The organism is Streptomyces sp. NPDC058326 (genome assembly GCF_042879855.1).
Taxonomy (GTDB): Bacteria; Actinomycetota; Actinomycetes; order Streptomycetales; family Streptomycetaceae; genus Streptomyces.
Window position 1 is genome coordinate 401,526 of the sequence record NZ_JBHVZO010000003.1, and the last position, 15,357, is coordinate 416,882.

Genomic DNA, 15,357 nt, shown 5'->3' on the forward strand with positions numbered 1-15,357 from the left:
CCGTGGACGGGCGCCGACGCAATCCGTACGAACTGACCGACGAGTCGCCGGTGTACGTCATCTCGGTGGCGGCCCAGCTCTCGGGTCTGCACCCGCAGACCCTGCGGCAGTACGACCGTCTCGGTCTGGTCTCGCCGGACCGCACGGCGGGCCGGGGGCGCCGCTACTCCGCCCGTGACATCGAGCTGCTCCGTCAGGTGCAGCAGCTGTCGCAGGACGAGGGCATCAACCTGGCCGGGATCAAGCGCATCATCGAGCTGGAGAACCAGGTCGCGGCGCTGCAGAGCCGGATCGCCGAGCTGTCGGCGGCGGTCGACGGCGCGGCGGCGGCGATGCGTCAGCGCGAGGCCCAGGTCCACGCCTCGTACCGGCGCGATCTGGTGCCGTACCAGGACGTGCAGCAGGCGAGCGCCCTCGTGGTGTGGCGCCCCAAGCGCGGCGAGTAGACGCGCGGGACGGCGTCCGCGAGGCCCGAGGCCCCCTCCACGAGAGTGGAGGGGGCCTCACGCGTGTCAGGGGATCAGCTCGGACACGATGTCGCCGACCGTCTCGTACCAGGGCGCCGCGCCCGTCCCGAAGGCCGCGGCCAGGGTGTTGCCGAGGGCGATGTCGAGGGGAGTCGCGCCGGGCTCCCAGGTGTCGATGACCCGGCCGTCGCCCGAGCAGAGCAGGATGCCGATCCGCCGCCCGTTCCGGGTGAGCCGGCTCTGGTCGTGGTCGCAGGGCACAAGCCGGTAGCGGGCGCCGCCGGTGCGTACGTCGACGCGGTAGGAGCGCCGCAGGAGCCGTCCGCGCGCGGCCTTGAGCCCGGCCGGCTCCCCGTCCACGGTGAGCGCCAGCAGGGCGGCCTTGCGGGTGCCGATGGGGGTGTGGGCGTCGGGGCGGGTCCCGGGGGCCCGTACGAGCTCCACGGTGGGCAGCTCGTGCCCGGAGACCCGGAGGGTCCCCGCGGGCCCGTCGAGGTCGATCTGTACGTACACGGTGGTCATTCGTCCCGTTCGAGGCCGGTCGGGTGCGTCGCCGGCCGGGTGTCCCCTTCGAGGATGCCGGACCGGGCGATGAGGTAGCCGAGCTGGGCACGGCTGCCGCTGCCGAGGGCGGCGGCGAGTTTGGCGATGTGGGCGCGGCAGGTGCGGACGTTCATGCCGAGGCGGCGGGCGATGGCCTCGTCGACGTGGCCCTCGACGAGGAGCTTGGCGATGGAGCGCTGGACGCCGCCGACGCCGTCCACGGACGGGCTGTAGGGGATCTCCTCCTCCCAGGGCACGCCGTGCAGCCAGAACTGGTCGAAGACGCCGACGAGGTACTGGACGAGGCCTTCGTGGCGCAGTTCGAGGGCGACCTGGCGGTCGCTGCGCGCGGGCACGAAGGCGACCTTGCGGTCGACGATGATCAGCCGGTCGACGATCTCCTCGAGGGTGCGCAGTTCGAGTCCGTAGGGGGCGACCCGTTCCACGTAGGCGAGGGTGGCGGGGTGGTGCCGGGCGGTGTGCTGGTAGAGCGTGCGCATCCGGACCCCGCGGTCGAGCAGCGGTTCCATGCGGCGCAGGGCGGCTTCGAGGGTCTCGGGGCGGCGGCCGCTGCCGGGCTGGATGGTGAGGAGTTCCTCGGTGCACTCGTTGATGACGCGGTCCAGCGTGGCGTTGATGACGCTGAGGCCTTCGAGGACCGTGATGGCCTGGGCGCCGGAACGATCCTGCGTGTGAATGGCCATGAACGGCTCGAAAGCGTCGGCGAGTGCGATGGCGTGCTGCCGGCGGGCCTGTATCTCCTGCTCGATGGGGTGCACGAGCTGGCTGAGGGCGATCGTGGGGGGCACGGGACGGAGCCACTGGCTGTCGTCCGGGTCGGGGTGCAGGAGGGAGAGTTCCCTCAGGCAAGGGGCGTCTTCGGTGGCGGAGCGGGCTATGCGTCCGGTGCGGAGAGCGTTCGCGTACAGCTCCTTGCCCACGTCGCATAGTTCACCGTGACTGTGCTTATGACCGGACTCGTCGCATTCTCGCCTCATTTGCACCCCCCTCAGGGTCATGAATTACAGGAACATGATGCCCGGCTTGGCTGGTGAAAGGGGGCGTGCGTGAGCCATCGTCTTACTCGCGGGGGGGAGGTAGTGATCAAAAGAGGTGGAGATCGGCCATGACCAGGATGGTTCGTGCACTTAGCGCCATAGCCGTTGCGGCGGCTGCTCTCGGCGCACTCGCCGTAGGCGAGCCCTCGTGGGAGAGCACCCCGGCGCATTCCGTGGCGGGTCCGGGCGAGCCCTCGTGGGAGAGCACCCCGGCGCACTCCGTACTGGCGGGACCGGGTGAGCCCTCGTGGGAGAGCGCACCCACGGACGTGCTCGCCGCCCCCTACGAGCCGTCCTGGGAGATCGCTCCCAAGGGCGCGGGCGCGTGACCGTGCCGCCGGACGACCCCAGGTTCCGCCGGGAGATGGCTTCGGCCTACCGATCCGGATGGCACTTCGTCGACCTGTCCACGGCCATCCCCCACCGTGGCGACTCGCTGAAGGTCACCCTCTTCGGAGAGCCGATCGTCGTGGCACGGGAGCAGGACGAGGACGTCCGCGCCTACCGCTGCCTCCGTCGCCCCCGCGGCGCCCCACAGCCCATCCGCTGTGCCATCCGGTACGGCATGATCTTCGTCAATCTCGACCAGCGGGACCACCAGCTGATCGAACCCGAGACCATCACCGCCACCCCCCGCAGTGCCTGAGCGGTTCCCCCGTCGTTGTAGATCGCTCAGGCACTTCCCCCACACAGCGGCGCCATCGCGGACCTGAAACGCGATGGCGCCGCTGTGCTGCGTCCACGCGCCGGCGCGACGGCGCCGCTGTGCCGTCTCCGCGCGCCCGCGCGCGGCGCGTCCTGCGTCCCGCGCGGCTTCTCAGGCGCGGCCCATCGCCCGTGTGAGGGCGATCTCGATGACGACCCGGTCCGGGTTCGGGCTCGGCGTGCGTCCGTAGCGCTCGGCGTAGCGGGCGACGGCGTCCGCGACGGCCTCCGCCTCCGTACGGACACGGGCGACGCCCTCCAGGGTGGCCCAGCGGCCCTTGTCGACCTGGCAGACCGCGACCCGCGCGCCGTCCGCGCCCGCCGCCAGGACGTTGGCGACCTTCCGGCTGTGCTTGTTGGTGATCACGCGCGCGTACCCCTGCTCGGGGTCGTACGTGACCCCGACCGCCACGACGTGCGGGGTGCCGTCCGGGCGCGGGGTGGTCAGGGTGCACATGTGGTACTCGCGCCAGAAGCTCAGGTACGAGTCGGAGGGGTTCCTGGGGTCTGTGGCCATGCCCGGAAACTACCCGGGGCGGAGCCCCGCCCGACACCTTGAGCCGTACGGACTCAACTTTGTGTACTCTGGAGAGGTCATAAAGGGAGAGGACCCACGACGTTCGAGGAGGAGCACCGCACGTGGACGCCGAACTGACCAACCGGAGCCGGGACGCGATCAACGCGGCGAGCAGCCGCGCCGTGTCCGAGGGGCACGCGGACCTGACCCCCGCCCACCTTCTGCTCGCGCTGCTCATGGGTCAGGACAACGAGAACATCACCGACCTGCTCGCCGCCGTCGACGCCGACCAGGCCGTCGTCCGCGCCGAAGCGGAGCGGCTGACCGCCGCCCTGCCGAGCGTCACGGGATCCACGGTCGCGCCCCCGCAGCCCAGCCGCGACTTCCTCGCGGTCATCGCCGACGCCGACCGGCAGGCCAAGGAGCTCGGCGACGACTACCTGTCCACCGAGCACCTCCTCGTCGCGATCGCGGCCAAGGGCGGCCGGGCCGGTGAGATCCTCGACCGGCAGGGCGCGAGCGCGGCGAAGCTGCTCGACGCCTTCGAGAAGAGCAGGGGAGGACGCCGGGTGACCACACCCGACCCGGAGGGGCAGTACAAGGCGCTGGAGAAGTTCGGCACGGACTTCACGGCCGCCGCACGCGAGGGCAAGCTGGACCCGGTCATCGGCCGGGACCACGAGATCCGGCGCGTCGTGCAGGTGCTGTCCCGCCGCACCAAGAACAACCCGGTCCTCATCGGTGAGCCCGGCGTCGGCAAGACCGCCGTCGTCGAGGGCCTCGCCCAGCGGATCGTGAAGGGCGACGTGCCCGAGTCGCTCAGGAACAAGCGGCTGGTCTCGCTCGACCTCGGCGCGATGGTCGCCGGGGCCAAGTACCGCGGCGAGTTCGAGGAGCGCCTGAAGACGGTCCTCTCCGAGATCAAGGCGAGCGACGGCCAGATCATCACCTTCATCGACGAGCTGCACACCGTCGTCGGCGCCGGCGCGGGCGGCGACTCCGCGATGGACGCGGGCAACATGCTCAAGCCGATGCTGGCCCGCGGCGAGCTCCGCATGGTCGGCGCGACCACCCTCGACGAGTACCGCGAGCGGATCGAGAAGGACCCCGCTCTGGAGCGCCGCTTCCAGCAGGTCCTGGTCGCCGAGCCGACGGTCGAGGACACCATCGCGATCCTCCGCGGCCTCAAGGGCCGCTACGAGGCCCACCACAAGGTGCAGATCAACGACTCCGCCCTGGTGGCCGCCGCGACCCTCTCCGACCGGTACATCACCTCCCGCTTCCTCCCCGACAAGGCCATCGACCTCGTCGACGAGGCGGCCTCCCGGCTCCGCATGGAGATCGACTCCTCGCCCGTCGAGATCGACGAGCTCCAGCGCGCCGTCGACCGGCTCCGCATGGAGGAGCTCGCCCTCAAGAACGAGACGGACGCGGCGAGCAAGCAGCGCCTGGAGAAGCTGCGGCGCGACCTCGCCGACCGCGAGGAGGAGCTGCGCGGCCTCACCGCCCGCTGGGAGAAGGAGAAGCAGTCCCTCAACCGGGTCGGCGAGCTGAAGGAACGCCTCGACGAGACCCGCGGCCGGGCCGAGCGCGCCCAGCGCGACGGCGACTTCGACACCGCTTCCAAGCTGCTCTACGGGGAGATCCCGGCCCTGGAGCGGGAGCTGGAGGAGGCGAGCGAGGCCGAGGCCCAGCAGGAGTCGTCCAAGGACACCATGGTCAAGGAGGAGGTCGGCCCCGACGACATCGCGGACGTCGTCGGCGCCTGGACCGGCATCCCCGCCGGGCGCCTCCTGGAGGGCGAGACGCAGAAGCTGCTCCGGATGGAGGACGAGCTCGGCAAGCGGCTGATCGGCCAGTCGGAGGCCGTCCAGGCCGTCTCCGACGCCGTGCGCCGCACGCGCGCCGGCATCGCCGACCCCGACCGGCCCACCGGCTCCTTCCTCTTCCTCGGCCCCACGGGCGTCGGAAAGACGGAGCTGGCGAAGGCGCTCGCGGACTTCCTCTTCGACGACGAGCGGGCCATGATCCGCATCGACATGTCGGAGTACGGCGAGAAGCACAGCGTCGCCCGCCTGGTCGGCGCGCCTCCCGGCTACGTCGGCTACGAGGAGGGCGGCCAGCTCACGGAGGCGGTCCGCCGCCGCCCGTACAGCGTGGTCCTGCTCGACGAGGTGGAGAAGGCACACCCGGAGGTCTTCGACGTCCTGCTCCAGGTCCTCGACGACGGCCGGCTCACCGACGGCCAGGGCCGGACGGTGGACTTCCGCAACACCATCCTGGTCCTGACGTCGAACCTCGGCAGCCAGTACCTGGTCGAGCCCCTGACCTCGGAGGACGTCAAGAAGCAGCAGGTACTCGAAGTCGTGCGGGCGAGCTTCAAGCCGGAGTTCCTCAACCGGCTCGACGACCTGGTGGTCTTCTCCGCCCTCGACCGGGCCGAGCTGGGCCGGATCGCGCGGCTCCAGATCGACCGGCTCGCGAAGCGGCTCGCCGAGCGGCGGCTCACCCTGGACGTCACCCCGGACGCCCTGGAGTGGCTCGCCGAGGAGGGCAACGACCCCGCGTACGGCGCCCGGCCGCTGCGCCGCCTGATCCAGACGGCGATCGGCGACCGGCTCGCCAAGGAGATCCTCGCGGGGGAGGTCCAGGACGGCGACACCGTCAGGGTCGACCGCTTTGAGGACGGCCTGATCGTGGGGCCGGCGGGACGCTGACGTCCGGGCTCGGCCATCCGACGGGCCCGGGGTTGCCACAACCCGCCCGGGATGGGGGAGGATGGCGAGCATCCGTACGAAGGGAAATACACGGTGAGCATCGACCCGTCCTCGATTCCGAATTTCGGGGGCCAGCCCCAGCCTCAGGCCGCAGGACCGGCGGGCCCCGTCGTCCCCGACCAGGACCTCGTCAAGCAGCTCCTCGAGCAGATGGAACTGAAGTACGTCGTCGACGACGAGGGTGACCTCGCGGCGCCGTGGGAGGAATTCCGCACGTACTTCATGTTCCGCGGCGAGGCCGAGCAGCAGGTCTTCTCGGTGCGGACGTTCTACGACCGCCCGCACTCGGCCGACGACCGCGCGCGGATCCTCGACGCGATCGACGACTGGAACCGCCGCACCCTGTGGCCCAAGGTCTACACGCACCTGCACGAGGAGGAGGACGGCTCCGCCACCCTCCGCCTCATCGGTGAGGCCCAGATGCTGATCGGCACCGGCGTCGCCCTGGAGCACTTCGTGTCCTCCACGGTCAGCTGGGTCCGTGCCTCCATCGAGTTCGACAAGTGGATCGTCGAGCAGTTCGGTCTGGAGACCCCCGAGGAGAAGGCGGGCGACGAGGAGGCCTGAGCCTTCCCCGCACCGTCACGAGAGCCCGGCCCCCTGTCGCAGGGGGCCGGGCTCTCGTACGTCCGGGGCTCGGCTCTCGTACGGTCGGCCCGGGTTCTCGTACGCCCCCGGTGCCTCAGCCCAGTCGCTTGAGCCGGGAGACCGCCTCCTCCAGGACCTCGGTCTTCTTGCAGAAGGCGAAACGGACGAAGGGGGCGCCGGCCTCGCGGTGGTCGTAGAAGACGGCGTTGGGGATGGCGACGACACCGGCGCGCTCCGGCAGCGAGCGGCAGAAGGCGAAGCCGTCCTCGGCGCCGAGCGGGCGGATGTCGGTGGTGACGAAGTACGTGCCCGCGGGCCGGTAGACCTCGAAGCCCGCCTGGGCGAGGCCCTCGCTCAGCAGGTCCCGCTTGGCCTGGAGGTCGGCGCGCAGGGTGTCGAAGTACGAGGCCGGGAGGCGGAGCGCCTCGGCGATCGCGTACTGGAACGGCCCGGAGGAGACGTACGTGAGGAACTGCTTGGCCGAGCGGACGGCGGAGGTCAGCGCCGGGCTCGCGGTGATCCAGCCGACCTTCCAGCCGGTGAACGAGAAGGTCTTGCCGGCGGAGCCGACGGTCACCGTGCGCTCCCGCATGCCGGGGAGGGACGCGATCGGCAGGTGCTCGGCGGCGTCGAAGACCAGGTGCTCGTACACCTCGTCGGTGACGACGAGCAGGTCCCGCTCGATCGCGAGCTCGGCGACGGCGGTCAGTTCGGCCCGGCTGAGGACGGTGCCGGTGGGGTTGTGCGGGGTGTTGAGGAGGATCAGCCGGGTCCGGTCGGTGACGGCGGCCCGCAGCTCGTCCAGATCGAGGACGTAGGAGCCCTCGTGGGGGCGGAGGGTGACGGGGACCCTGGTCCCGCCGGCCATCGCGACACAGGCGGCGTACGAGTCGTAGTACGGCTCAAGGGCAATCACCTCGTCACCCGGCTCGACCAGGGCGAGCAGGGCCGCCGCGATCGCCTCGGTGGCGCCCGCGGTGACGAGGACCTCGGTGTCCGGGTCGTACGCGAGGCCGTACCGCTCCCGCTGGTGGTCGGCGATCGCGGACCGCAGCTCGGGGACGCCGGGGCCCGGCGGGTACTGGTTGCCGCGGCCGTCCCGCAGGGCGCGGACCGCGGCCTCCCGGATCTCCTCGGGGCCGTCGGTGTCGGGGAAGCCCTGGCCGAGGTTGATCGCCCCGGTCCTGGCGGCGAGCGCGGACATCTCGGCGAAGATGGTCGTCCCGAACTCGGCGAGGCGGCGGTTGAGCGGCGGTCGTGTCATGGCAGCCATCCTGGAGCCAAGCTCTGGACTTGCTCAAGTGGGCTTTGGCGCGCGCACGCGGCGGGGATCGCTCTGGCATGAACATCGCACTCTTCGTCCTCGGGATCGTGGTCGTGATCGCGATCGTGGTGTGGGTCGTCGCGCTGTCGCTCCGCGGCACCGCGCGCGTCGGCCGTGACGCCGCCAGCTGGTGGGCCGGGTCGTCCTCGTCCTCGTCGTCCTCATCGTCCTTCTCGTGCTCGACGTCGTCGTTGTCCGCCTCGTCCTGCTCCGGTTCGAACTCGTCGTGTTCGAGCTCCTCGTGTTCCTCGTCCTCGTCCTCCTGCTCCAGCTCCTCGTCCTCGTGCAGCTGAAGCTCTGGACTCGCTCAAGTCGGCTTTGACGGGGTGCCGGACCGGGCATCCCCCTCGCACAGAACAACGGGGGTAATACAGATGAGTCTCTTCATCGTCTTCATCGGGGTGGTCATCCTCATCGGCCTGCTCTCCACCGTCCACCGCCTCACCGGCGGAGGCGGGGCGCGGCGCGGCGGGCGGCGGAAGAGCGGCCGCAGCTGGGCCGACGGCGGCGGGGGCAGTGGGGGCTGCGGGACGGGCGGAAGCTCGTGCGGCTCCGGCTGCGGTGGTGGCTGCGGCGGCAGCTGAGCACGTAACGGCGCCCTAAGCACGTGTCGTTGGCAAATAGGCGGACCTTGTCGATCGATTCTGATTGAACAATTGAACTGTGGGGTCCCCGAAGGGGTTGGAAAACACAGCAAGTTGGGTAAAAACGCTGCGAGTCGCCCGGCGTCCGTGGTTCTCTCGCTCCTGACAGAGACAGCCCTCGGACCGTGTGTGGACCCGAGCCGGCGATTCCCCACTCCCGTTGAACCCTCTCCGGGGCGCCCCCGGCCCACCCGCCAAACCGTGTTTGCGGAGCCGACCCATGCTCACCACCCTGAAAACCTCCTACACCGACACACGCGCGGCCGATCTGGCCTGGGCCCTCGGGCGCGAGCCGCTCCCCGCCCTCGCCGTGCTCGACCTCGAACTCTCCGGCGCGACCCTCCAGTTGAGACTGCTCGGCGCCTCCCACCAGGTGCTCCTGGAAGAGGAGGGCCGCAGCTGCTCGGAGACCGTCGCCTGTATGCCCGGCAGCAGTACCCCGCTCCCGCTCGGTGTCTCCAAGCGTGTCGGCGGATGGGAGTACGAATTCGCCGCACGCGTCGAGACGCTCTCGCACGGCTCCTTCGCAGGCCGCGCCCAGGAGTTGCTCGCCCTCGTCGCGGACCACCCCAACGGACTCGCGGGCACCTTCCCCGGCTCCCCGCACGCCTTCACGGCGATGCTGGCGCAGCGCCACGAGGGCCAGGTGCGCTGGCGCACCTGGCACGCCTACCCGCAGGAAGGGCAGTTGGTGGTGACCAGGACCCGTATCGGCGCACGTATGCCCGCAACGCTCTGATACGCCCTCCCGGAGCCCCAGGTGCACTCGTGTGGGTGACAAGGAGTGGAAGAATCGTGACGTAGCGTTACGGCCATGATCGAGCCGACCGTGACCATGCCACCCAAGAGGGTGCTGCGGGCGCCCGTGCGGCGGCCCGAGCCGCCGCGCGAGACGGTGCGGTTCCCGGTCCTCGCGGTGGTCTTCGTCTGCGCCGCCTGCGGTCTGGTCTACGAACTCGAACTGGTCGCGCTCGCCTCCTACTTGATCGGCGACTCGGTCACCCAGGCCTCCGTCGTGCTCTCCGTGATGGTCTTCGCCATGGGCGTGGGCTCGCTCCTCGCCAAGCGGCTGCGCTGCCGCGCCGCCGTCGGCTTCGGCCTGGTCGAGGCGGGACTCGCGCTCATCGGCGGCTGCTCGGCGATGGTGCTGTACGCGGCCTTCGCCTGGCTCGGCGAATCGCGGTACGTGGTCGTGGCGTTCTCGCTCGCCATCGGGGTGCTCATCGGCGCGGAGATCCCCCTCCTGATGTCGCTGATACAGCGCTCCTCCGGGCCGGGCGGGGCCGCCGCGCACCCTGGGCGCACGGGCCGGTCCGGCCCGTCGGGACGGCAGGCCCCGCTCGGCGACCAGGACGACGCCGCCGGGACGGTCGCCGACCTCTTCGCCGCGGACTACGTCGGCGCGCTCGTCGGCGGCCTCGCCTTTCCCTTCCTGCTGCTGCCCTGGCTCGGTCAGCTCACCGGAGCGCTCGTCACGGGCGCGGTGAACGCGGTGGCGGGCGGCGGCCTCGTCCTCTGGGTGTTCCGCCGCGACCTCACCGCCCGCTCCAGAGCCCTCCTGGTGGCCGTCAACGTGTCGGTCCTCGCCGTCCTCGCCACGGCGACCGTCCTCGTCGACGACTTCGAACAGGCCGCGCGCCGGGCCGTGTACGGGGAGCGGGTGCGGGTCGCCGTCCACACCGAGTTCCAGGAAGTGGTCGTGACGGGAGGCCGCGAGGGTCCGCCCGACCTGTTCCTCGACGGGCGCCTCCGGGTCGCCGGGCGGGACGAGTACCGCTACCACGAGGCGCTCGTCCACCCCGCGATGAACGGCGCGCACAGGCGCGTGCTGATCGTCGGCGGCGGGGACGGCATGGCCGCCCGCGAGGTGCTGCGCTACCCCGGGGTGCGCGCCGTGACGGTCGTCGAGCTCGATCCGGGCGTCGTCCGCCTCGCCCGTACGGACCCGGCGCTCGCCGCGCTCAACGCGCAGGCGTTCCGCGACCCGCGCGTCCGGGTGGTCCACGCGGACGCCTTCCACTGGCTCCGCGGCGCCGTCGCGCATCTGCGGGAACGGTACGACGTGGTGATCTCCGATCTGCCCGACCCCGGAATCACCCCCAGCACCAAGTTGTACGCGCAGGAGTTCTACGGGCTCGTGGGCCAGGTCCTCACCCGCTCCGGGCGGTTCGTCGTGCACGCCGGGTCCGTCACCGACCGGCCCCGCACCTTCTGGACCGTGGACGCCACCCTCCGCGCGGCCGCCTTCGCCACCCGCCCGTACAGCGCGAGCGGCCGCACGCCCGGCTTCGCGGCGGGGCCCGACCGCGCCGACCGGTCCAGCGGTATGGGACAGGGCCCGGTCGACTGGGGCTTCCTGCTGGCCGTCCTGGGCAACCGCCCGCCGGCCCTCGGCCTCGGCGCCGACGCGCCCCGCCTGCGGTCGCTCGGCGAGGACAGCCTGGAGGCCGCGGCCCGGCGCGCCGAGCGCACCCGCGGAGCCGAGCTGCCGCCCTCGACCCTGGTGCACCCGCGGTACGGCGGCTGAGGACGGGGCGCGCGGGCGGGGGCGCGGTGTCAAACAGGCGACGACGCGGCCCGGCCTGAGTAGGCTCGGCTTCCATGGAGCATGAGGTGTTCGTACCGGTCCAGGCCGAGGTCCTGCGCACGACGCTCACGGACCCGAGCCGGGTGGTGCGCTGCGTACCCGGCCTCCAGCGCGACGCCGACGCGGAGGCGGGCCCCCTCACGGGCCGGCTCAAGGTGCGGGTCGGCGGCAACACCATCACCTACCGCGGCGCCCTGAAGGTCGTCGAGCGCGACGGTGCCATCACCTACGAGGGCCAGGGCGCCGAGGCCCGGGGCAAGGGTTCGGCGGAGATGTCGCTCACCGTCGTCCTCACTCCGGTGGCCGAGGGCACCAGCCTGAGCTTCAGCGGCGCCCTGACGGCCACCGGCCGGCTGGCCGAGGCGACGGACGAGGCGCGGTCCTCGACGGGGGCGCGGCTGCTCGACAGGTTCGTGGAGGCGCTCGCGGCCCTGGCGGAGGAGCCGGAGCCCGCGGAGGAGCCGTCGGAGGAGGCAGCCGCGCCGGCCACGGCGGCCGCCGCCTCCGAGCCCGGTTCGGACGGTTCCGACGACACCGGCACCGTCCCCGGCACCGGCTCCGACACTGGTTCCGGCTCCGACGACGGCATCGACACCGTCACCGACACCGACACCGACACCGACACCGACGACGGTGTCGACGCCGACGCCGACGCCGACGCCGACGACGTCACCGACTCCGACGACGACGGAGTAGACGACGGTGTCGAGGAGCCCCGGCGGAGTTCCGTCTTCGACGCGCCCGTCCCGCCGCCCTCCCTCGACCCCCTCCTGGACGAGGACTTCGGCGACACCCCCATCGCGTTCCCCGCCCCGCAGCCCGCCGCCGAGGCCGCCCACGCCCGCCGGACGATGATCGGACGGAGCGCCGAGGAGGTCGACCACGCCCCGCCGCGCGGCCGTTACGCGCCCGTTCCCGCGCCCGAGGCGTCGAGCGCCGGTGCCACCCTGCGCTGGATCGCACCGGCCGCGGCCCTCGCGCTCGCCTCCGCTGTCGTCGTCGGCCGGGCACTGCGCCGGCGCCGCTGAAACCCGCCCCGGAAGGGTCGGCCCCGTTCGAGGTCTCGCACGATTAGGGTCGGTGCGTGAGCATGCAGACGCGACTGACGGCGGGCGACGCCGAGTTGACCATCAGCCCCGAGAACGGCTGCCGGATCGAGAGCCTGCGCATCGGCGGGACCGAGGTGCTGCGCCAGGGCGAGCGGTACGGGAGCTTCCCGATGGTCCCCTGGTGCGGGCGGACCGAGAACGGCCGCTTCCGCAACGGCGCGACCGTCCACCAGCTGCCGGTCGACGCGGCCCCGCACGCCATCCACGGCACCGTCCGCGGTCTGGCCTGGAAGACCGTCAGGACCTCCGCGACCGAGGCCGTCTTCACCTGCGAGCTCGGCGACCCCTGGCCGTACAAGGGCACGGTGACGCAGGTCTTCGAGCTCACCGAGGACGCCCTCACCCTCCGCTTCGGGGTCGAGACCTACGACGCCTCCTTCCCGGCACAGGCCGGCTGGCACCCCTGGTTCCTGCGCAACCTCGGCCAGGGCGGCCAGGACGTGCGGATCGACTTCACCGCCGCCTGGCAGGAGGAGCGCGGCGACAACCACCTCCCCACCGGCCGCAGGATCGACCCCCTGCCCGGCCCCTGGGACGACTGCTTCGGCATGCCCGAGGGCGTCGACGTCACCCTCACCTGGCCGGAGGAGCTGGAGCTGAGGGTCAGCAGCCGCGCGGAGTGGGTCGTGATCTACGACGAGCCCGAGGACGCCGTCTGCGTCGAGCCGCAGTCCGGCCCGCCGAACGGCCTCAACACCCACCCGCGCCTGGTCACCCCGATCGACCCGCTGGAGGTCGAGAGCACGTGGAGCTGGCGGCGACCTTGAGCGGGCTCCGCTTAAGCTGCTGACCATGACTGACGTACGCGCTGAGCTGCTCCAGCAGATCAAGGACAAGGCCGTGGTGCACGGCAAGGTGACCCTCTCCTCGGGTCTGGAAGCCGACTACTACATCGACCTGCGCCGGATCACGCTGGACGGTGAGGCCGCCCCGATGGTGGGTCAGGTGATGCTCGACCTCACGGCCGACCTGGACTTCGACTGCGTCGGCGGTCTGACCCTGGGCGCCGACCCGGTCGCGACCTCGATGCTGCACGCCTCCGCCGCGCGCGGACAGCGCCTCGACGCCTTCGTCGTACGGAAGGCGCAGAAGGCCCACGGGATGCAGCGCCGGATCGAGGGCACGGACGTCAAGGGCCGTCGCTGCCTCGTCGTCGAGGACACCTCGACCACCGGTGGTTCGCCGCTGACCGCCGTCGAGGCGGTCCGGGAGGCCGGCGGCGAGGTCGTCGCCGTGGCCACGATCGTGGACCGGGGCGCCGCCGACGCCATCGCCGGGGCGGGACTGACGTACCTCACCGGCTACCGGCTGGGCGATCTCGGCCTGGCGTAACCGCCGCGAAGTCGTGACGTAGGGCCCGGGCCGGGAGAGAACTGTCCTGACCTGCATTTTTGCCAAGAGGCGGGGTGTTTCACGTGAAACACCCCGCCTCTTGTCGTGCCGTGCCCGTGGGAGCCGGCACAAGAGTCTGGAAGGATGGGGGCGACGATGACGTCGCCCCCAGGTCAGGGACAGCAACAGCACACACCCCGCACATCACAAGGAGCGGACGAATGCCCATCGCAACCCCCGAGGTCTACAACGAGATGCTCGACCGGGCGAAGGCAGGCAAGTTCGCCTACCCGGCCATCAACGTGACCTCGTCCCAGACCCTGCACGCTGCTCTGCGCGGCTTCGCGGAGGCCGAGAGCGACGGCATCATCCAGATCTCGACCGGCGGAGCCGAGTTCCTGGGCGGTCAGTACAACAAGGACATGGTCACCGGCGCCGTCGCCCTGGCCGAGTTCGCGCACATCGTCGCCGCGAAGTACGACATCACGGTCGCGCTGCACACCGACCACTGCCCGAAGGACAAGCTGGACGGCTACGTCCGTCCGCTGCTCGACATCTCCGCCGAGCGCGTCCAGGCCGGTCGTAACCCGCTGTTCCAGTCGCACATGTGGGACGGCTCCGCCGAGACCCTGGCCGACAACCTGGCCATCGGCCAGGAGCTGCTCGCCAAGGCCGCCGCCGCCAAGATCATCCTTGAGGTCGAGATCACCCCGACCGGTGGCGAGGAGGACGGCGTCAGCCACGAGATCAACGACGAGCTGTACACCACCGTCGACGACGCCCTCCGCACCGCCGAGGCCCTGGGCCTGGGCGAGAAGGGCCGCTACCTGCTCGCCGCCTCCTTCGGCAACGTGCACGGCGTCTACAAGCCGGGCAACGTCGTCCTCCGCCCCGAGCTCCTCAAGGACCTCCAGGCGGGCGTCGCCGAGAAGTACGGCAAGGCCTCCCCGTTCGACTTCGTCTTCCACGGCGGCTCGGGCTCCACGGCCGAGGAGATCGCCACCGCGCTTGAGAACGGCGTCGTGAAGATGAACCTCGACACCGACACCCAGTACGCCTTCACGCGTCCGGTGGCGAACCACATGTTCAAGAACTACGACGGTGTCCTGAAGGTCGACGGCGAGGTCGGCGTCAAGTCGACCTACGACCCGCGCACCTGGGGCAAGCTGGCCGAGGCCGGCATGGCCGTCCGGGTGACCGAGGCGTGCGCGGCGCTGCGCTCGACCGGCACCAAGCTGAAGTAGGCCTGGCACGACGGGCCCGGCACCCCCACCCTGGCGTGGGGGCGCCGGGCCCTCGTCATTCCCGAGGAGGCTGTCGGTGACCGCCGGAGGTGCTCGCCGCCCTGCGTGAGCGCGTCGACCACGGGGTCTTCGGCCGGACTGGGCGCCGCCGGCGGCCGGCTACCTCGCCTGGATCGACCTGCGGCCGCTCGGCATCGAGGAGGCCCGGCTCCAGGAGGAGCTGGTGGCGGTGGAGAAGGTCGCGATCATGCCGGGCGGGGTGTACGGCACGCCCGGCTTCGTCCGGCTGAACGTGGGCTGCCCGCGGGCGAAGGCCGAGCGGGGCGTGGACGCGCTGGTCCGCGCGGCGAGCAGGCTGCGCAAGGCCTGACGCGCCCCCGTCCCGTGCGCGGCTACGGGTGTGCGGCGGTGCGACGGCTGCGCGGCGGCACAACGGGTGCGCCGGGCCGCCCGCGCGGGGAC

The 15,357-nt window shown here is 71.6% G+C and carries 17 protein-coding genes and 1 pseudogene; 14 read left to right on the forward strand and 4 right to left on the reverse strand.

The window, feature by feature from the left end:
- Positions 1 to 2 precede the first annotated feature (2 nt).
- Positions 3 to 446: a heat shock protein transcriptional repressor HspR gene (locus ACFVYX_RS07490; protein ID WP_015034631.1), complete on the forward strand. Its 444-nt coding sequence runs from the start codon at positions 3 to 5 to the stop codon at positions 444 to 446.
- A gap of 66 nt (positions 447 to 512) precedes the next feature.
- Here ACFVYX_RS07490 and ACFVYX_RS07495 read toward each other — a convergent pair whose 3' ends face one another.
- Both ACFVYX_RS07495 and ACFVYX_RS07500 read right to left on the reverse strand, forming a co-directional pair.
- Positions 513 to 989: a hypothetical protein gene (locus ACFVYX_RS07495; RefSeq protein ID WP_389680388.1), complete on the reverse strand. Its 477-nt coding sequence runs from the start codon at positions 987 to 989 to the stop codon at positions 513 to 515.
- Positions 986 to 2,029, reverse strand: a complete 1,044-nt coding sequence (locus ACFVYX_RS07500; protein ID WP_389680389.1) for a helix-turn-helix transcriptional regulator — start codon at positions 2,027 to 2,029, stop codon at positions 986 to 988. Before ACFVYX_RS07500 ends, ACFVYX_RS07495 begins: the two co-directional genes overlap by 4 nt.
- Before the next feature lie 107 nt (positions 2,030 to 2,136).
- Between ACFVYX_RS07500 and ACFVYX_RS07505 the strand changes: the two genes are divergently transcribed.
- Positions 2,137 to 2,397: a hypothetical protein gene (locus ACFVYX_RS07505; RefSeq protein WP_389680390.1), complete on the forward strand. Its 261-nt coding sequence runs from the start codon at positions 2,137 to 2,139 to the stop codon at positions 2,395 to 2,397.
- A complete protein-coding gene (locus tag ACFVYX_RS07510) occupies positions 2,394 to 2,714 on the forward strand; it encodes a (2Fe-2S)-binding protein (protein WP_389680391.1) in 321 nt (106 codons plus the stop codon). The genes ACFVYX_RS07505 and ACFVYX_RS07510 overlap by 4 nt, the downstream gene beginning before the upstream one ends.
- A gap of 171 nt (positions 2,715 to 2,885) precedes the next feature.
- Here ACFVYX_RS07510 and ACFVYX_RS07515 read toward each other — a convergent pair whose 3' ends face one another.
- Positions 2,886 to 3,290: a pyridoxamine 5'-phosphate oxidase family protein gene (locus ACFVYX_RS07515; RefSeq protein ID WP_389680392.1), complete on the reverse strand. Its 405-nt coding sequence runs from the start codon at positions 3,288 to 3,290 to the stop codon at positions 2,886 to 2,888.
- A 122-nt stretch (positions 3,291 to 3,412) separates the two neighbouring features.
- Here ACFVYX_RS07515 and clpB point away from each other — a divergent pair, with 122 nt between their 5' ends.
- On the forward strand, positions 3,413 to 6,007 hold the full coding sequence (clpB, locus tag ACFVYX_RS07520; protein ID WP_389680393.1) for an ATP-dependent chaperone ClpB: 2,595 nt from the start codon (positions 3,413 to 3,415) through the stop codon (positions 6,005 to 6,007).
- Positions 6,008 to 6,100: 93 nt separating this feature from the next.
- Positions 6,101 to 6,634, forward strand: a complete 534-nt coding sequence (locus tag ACFVYX_RS07525) for a YbjN domain-containing protein (RefSeq protein WP_389680394.1) — start codon at positions 6,101 to 6,103, stop codon at positions 6,632 to 6,634.
- A gap of 115 nt (positions 6,635 to 6,749) precedes the next feature.
- Here ACFVYX_RS07525 and ACFVYX_RS07530 read toward each other — a convergent pair whose 3' ends face one another.
- Complete coding sequence (locus ACFVYX_RS07530) at positions 6,750 to 7,919, reverse strand: pyridoxal phosphate-dependent aminotransferase (RefSeq protein WP_389680395.1); 1,170 nt, start codon at positions 7,917 to 7,919, stop codon at positions 6,750 to 6,752.
- Positions 7,920 to 8,109: 190 nt separating this feature from the next.
- On the opposite strand from ACFVYX_RS07530, the gene ACFVYX_RS07535 reads away from it, so the two are divergent.
- The 9 genes and pseudogenes from ACFVYX_RS07535 to ACFVYX_RS07575 all read left to right on the forward strand — a co-directional run.
- Entirely contained in the window at positions 8,110 to 8,301 is a 192-nt protein-coding gene (locus tag ACFVYX_RS07535; protein WP_389680396.1) for a hypothetical protein, read from the forward strand.
- A gap of 52 nt (positions 8,302 to 8,353) precedes the next feature.
- The gene (locus ACFVYX_RS07540; protein ID WP_389680397.1) at positions 8,354 to 8,563 is read left to right on the forward strand and encodes a hypothetical protein; all 210 of its coding nucleotides are present in this window, start codon (positions 8,354 to 8,356) and stop codon (positions 8,561 to 8,563) included.
- A 280-nt stretch (positions 8,564 to 8,843) separates the two neighbouring features.
- Complete coding sequence (locus ACFVYX_RS07545; protein ID WP_389680398.1) at positions 8,844 to 9,362, forward strand: DUF2617 family protein; 519 nt, start codon at positions 8,844 to 8,846, stop codon at positions 9,360 to 9,362.
- A gap of 75 nt (positions 9,363 to 9,437) precedes the next feature.
- A complete protein-coding gene (locus ACFVYX_RS07550; protein WP_389680399.1) occupies positions 9,438 to 11,150 on the forward strand; it encodes a polyamine aminopropyltransferase in 1,713 nt (570 codons plus the stop codon).
- Between the two features lie 74 nt (positions 11,151 to 11,224).
- Positions 11,225 to 12,238 (forward strand): SRPBCC family protein, encoded by a 1,014-nt coding sequence (locus ACFVYX_RS07555; protein ID WP_389680400.1) that lies wholly within the window; start codon positions 11,225 to 11,227, stop codon positions 12,236 to 12,238.
- Positions 12,239 to 12,300: 62 nt separating this feature from the next.
- A complete protein-coding gene (locus ACFVYX_RS07560) occupies positions 12,301 to 13,086 on the forward strand; it encodes an aldose 1-epimerase (protein WP_389680604.1) in 786 nt (261 codons plus the stop codon).
- Positions 13,087 to 13,111: 25 nt separating this feature from the next.
- Positions 13,112 to 13,651 carry an orotate phosphoribosyltransferase gene (pyrE, locus tag ACFVYX_RS07565; RefSeq protein WP_389680401.1) on the forward strand — a complete coding sequence of 180 codons (540 nt, stop codon included), beginning with the start codon at positions 13,112 to 13,114 and terminating at the stop codon, positions 13,649 to 13,651.
- Positions 13,652 to 13,872: 221 nt separating this feature from the next.
- Positions 13,873 to 14,895: a class II fructose-bisphosphate aldolase gene (gene fbaA, locus ACFVYX_RS07570; RefSeq protein ID WP_389680402.1), complete on the forward strand. Its 1,023-nt coding sequence runs from the start codon at positions 13,873 to 13,875 to the stop codon at positions 14,893 to 14,895.
- 139 nt (positions 14,896 to 15,034) lie between these two features.
- Positions 15,035 to 15,265, forward strand: a pseudogene (locus ACFVYX_RS07575) (aminotransferase class I/II-fold pyridoxal phosphate-dependent enzyme); the annotation flags it as partial.
- Positions 15,266 to 15,357 lie beyond the last annotated feature (92 nt).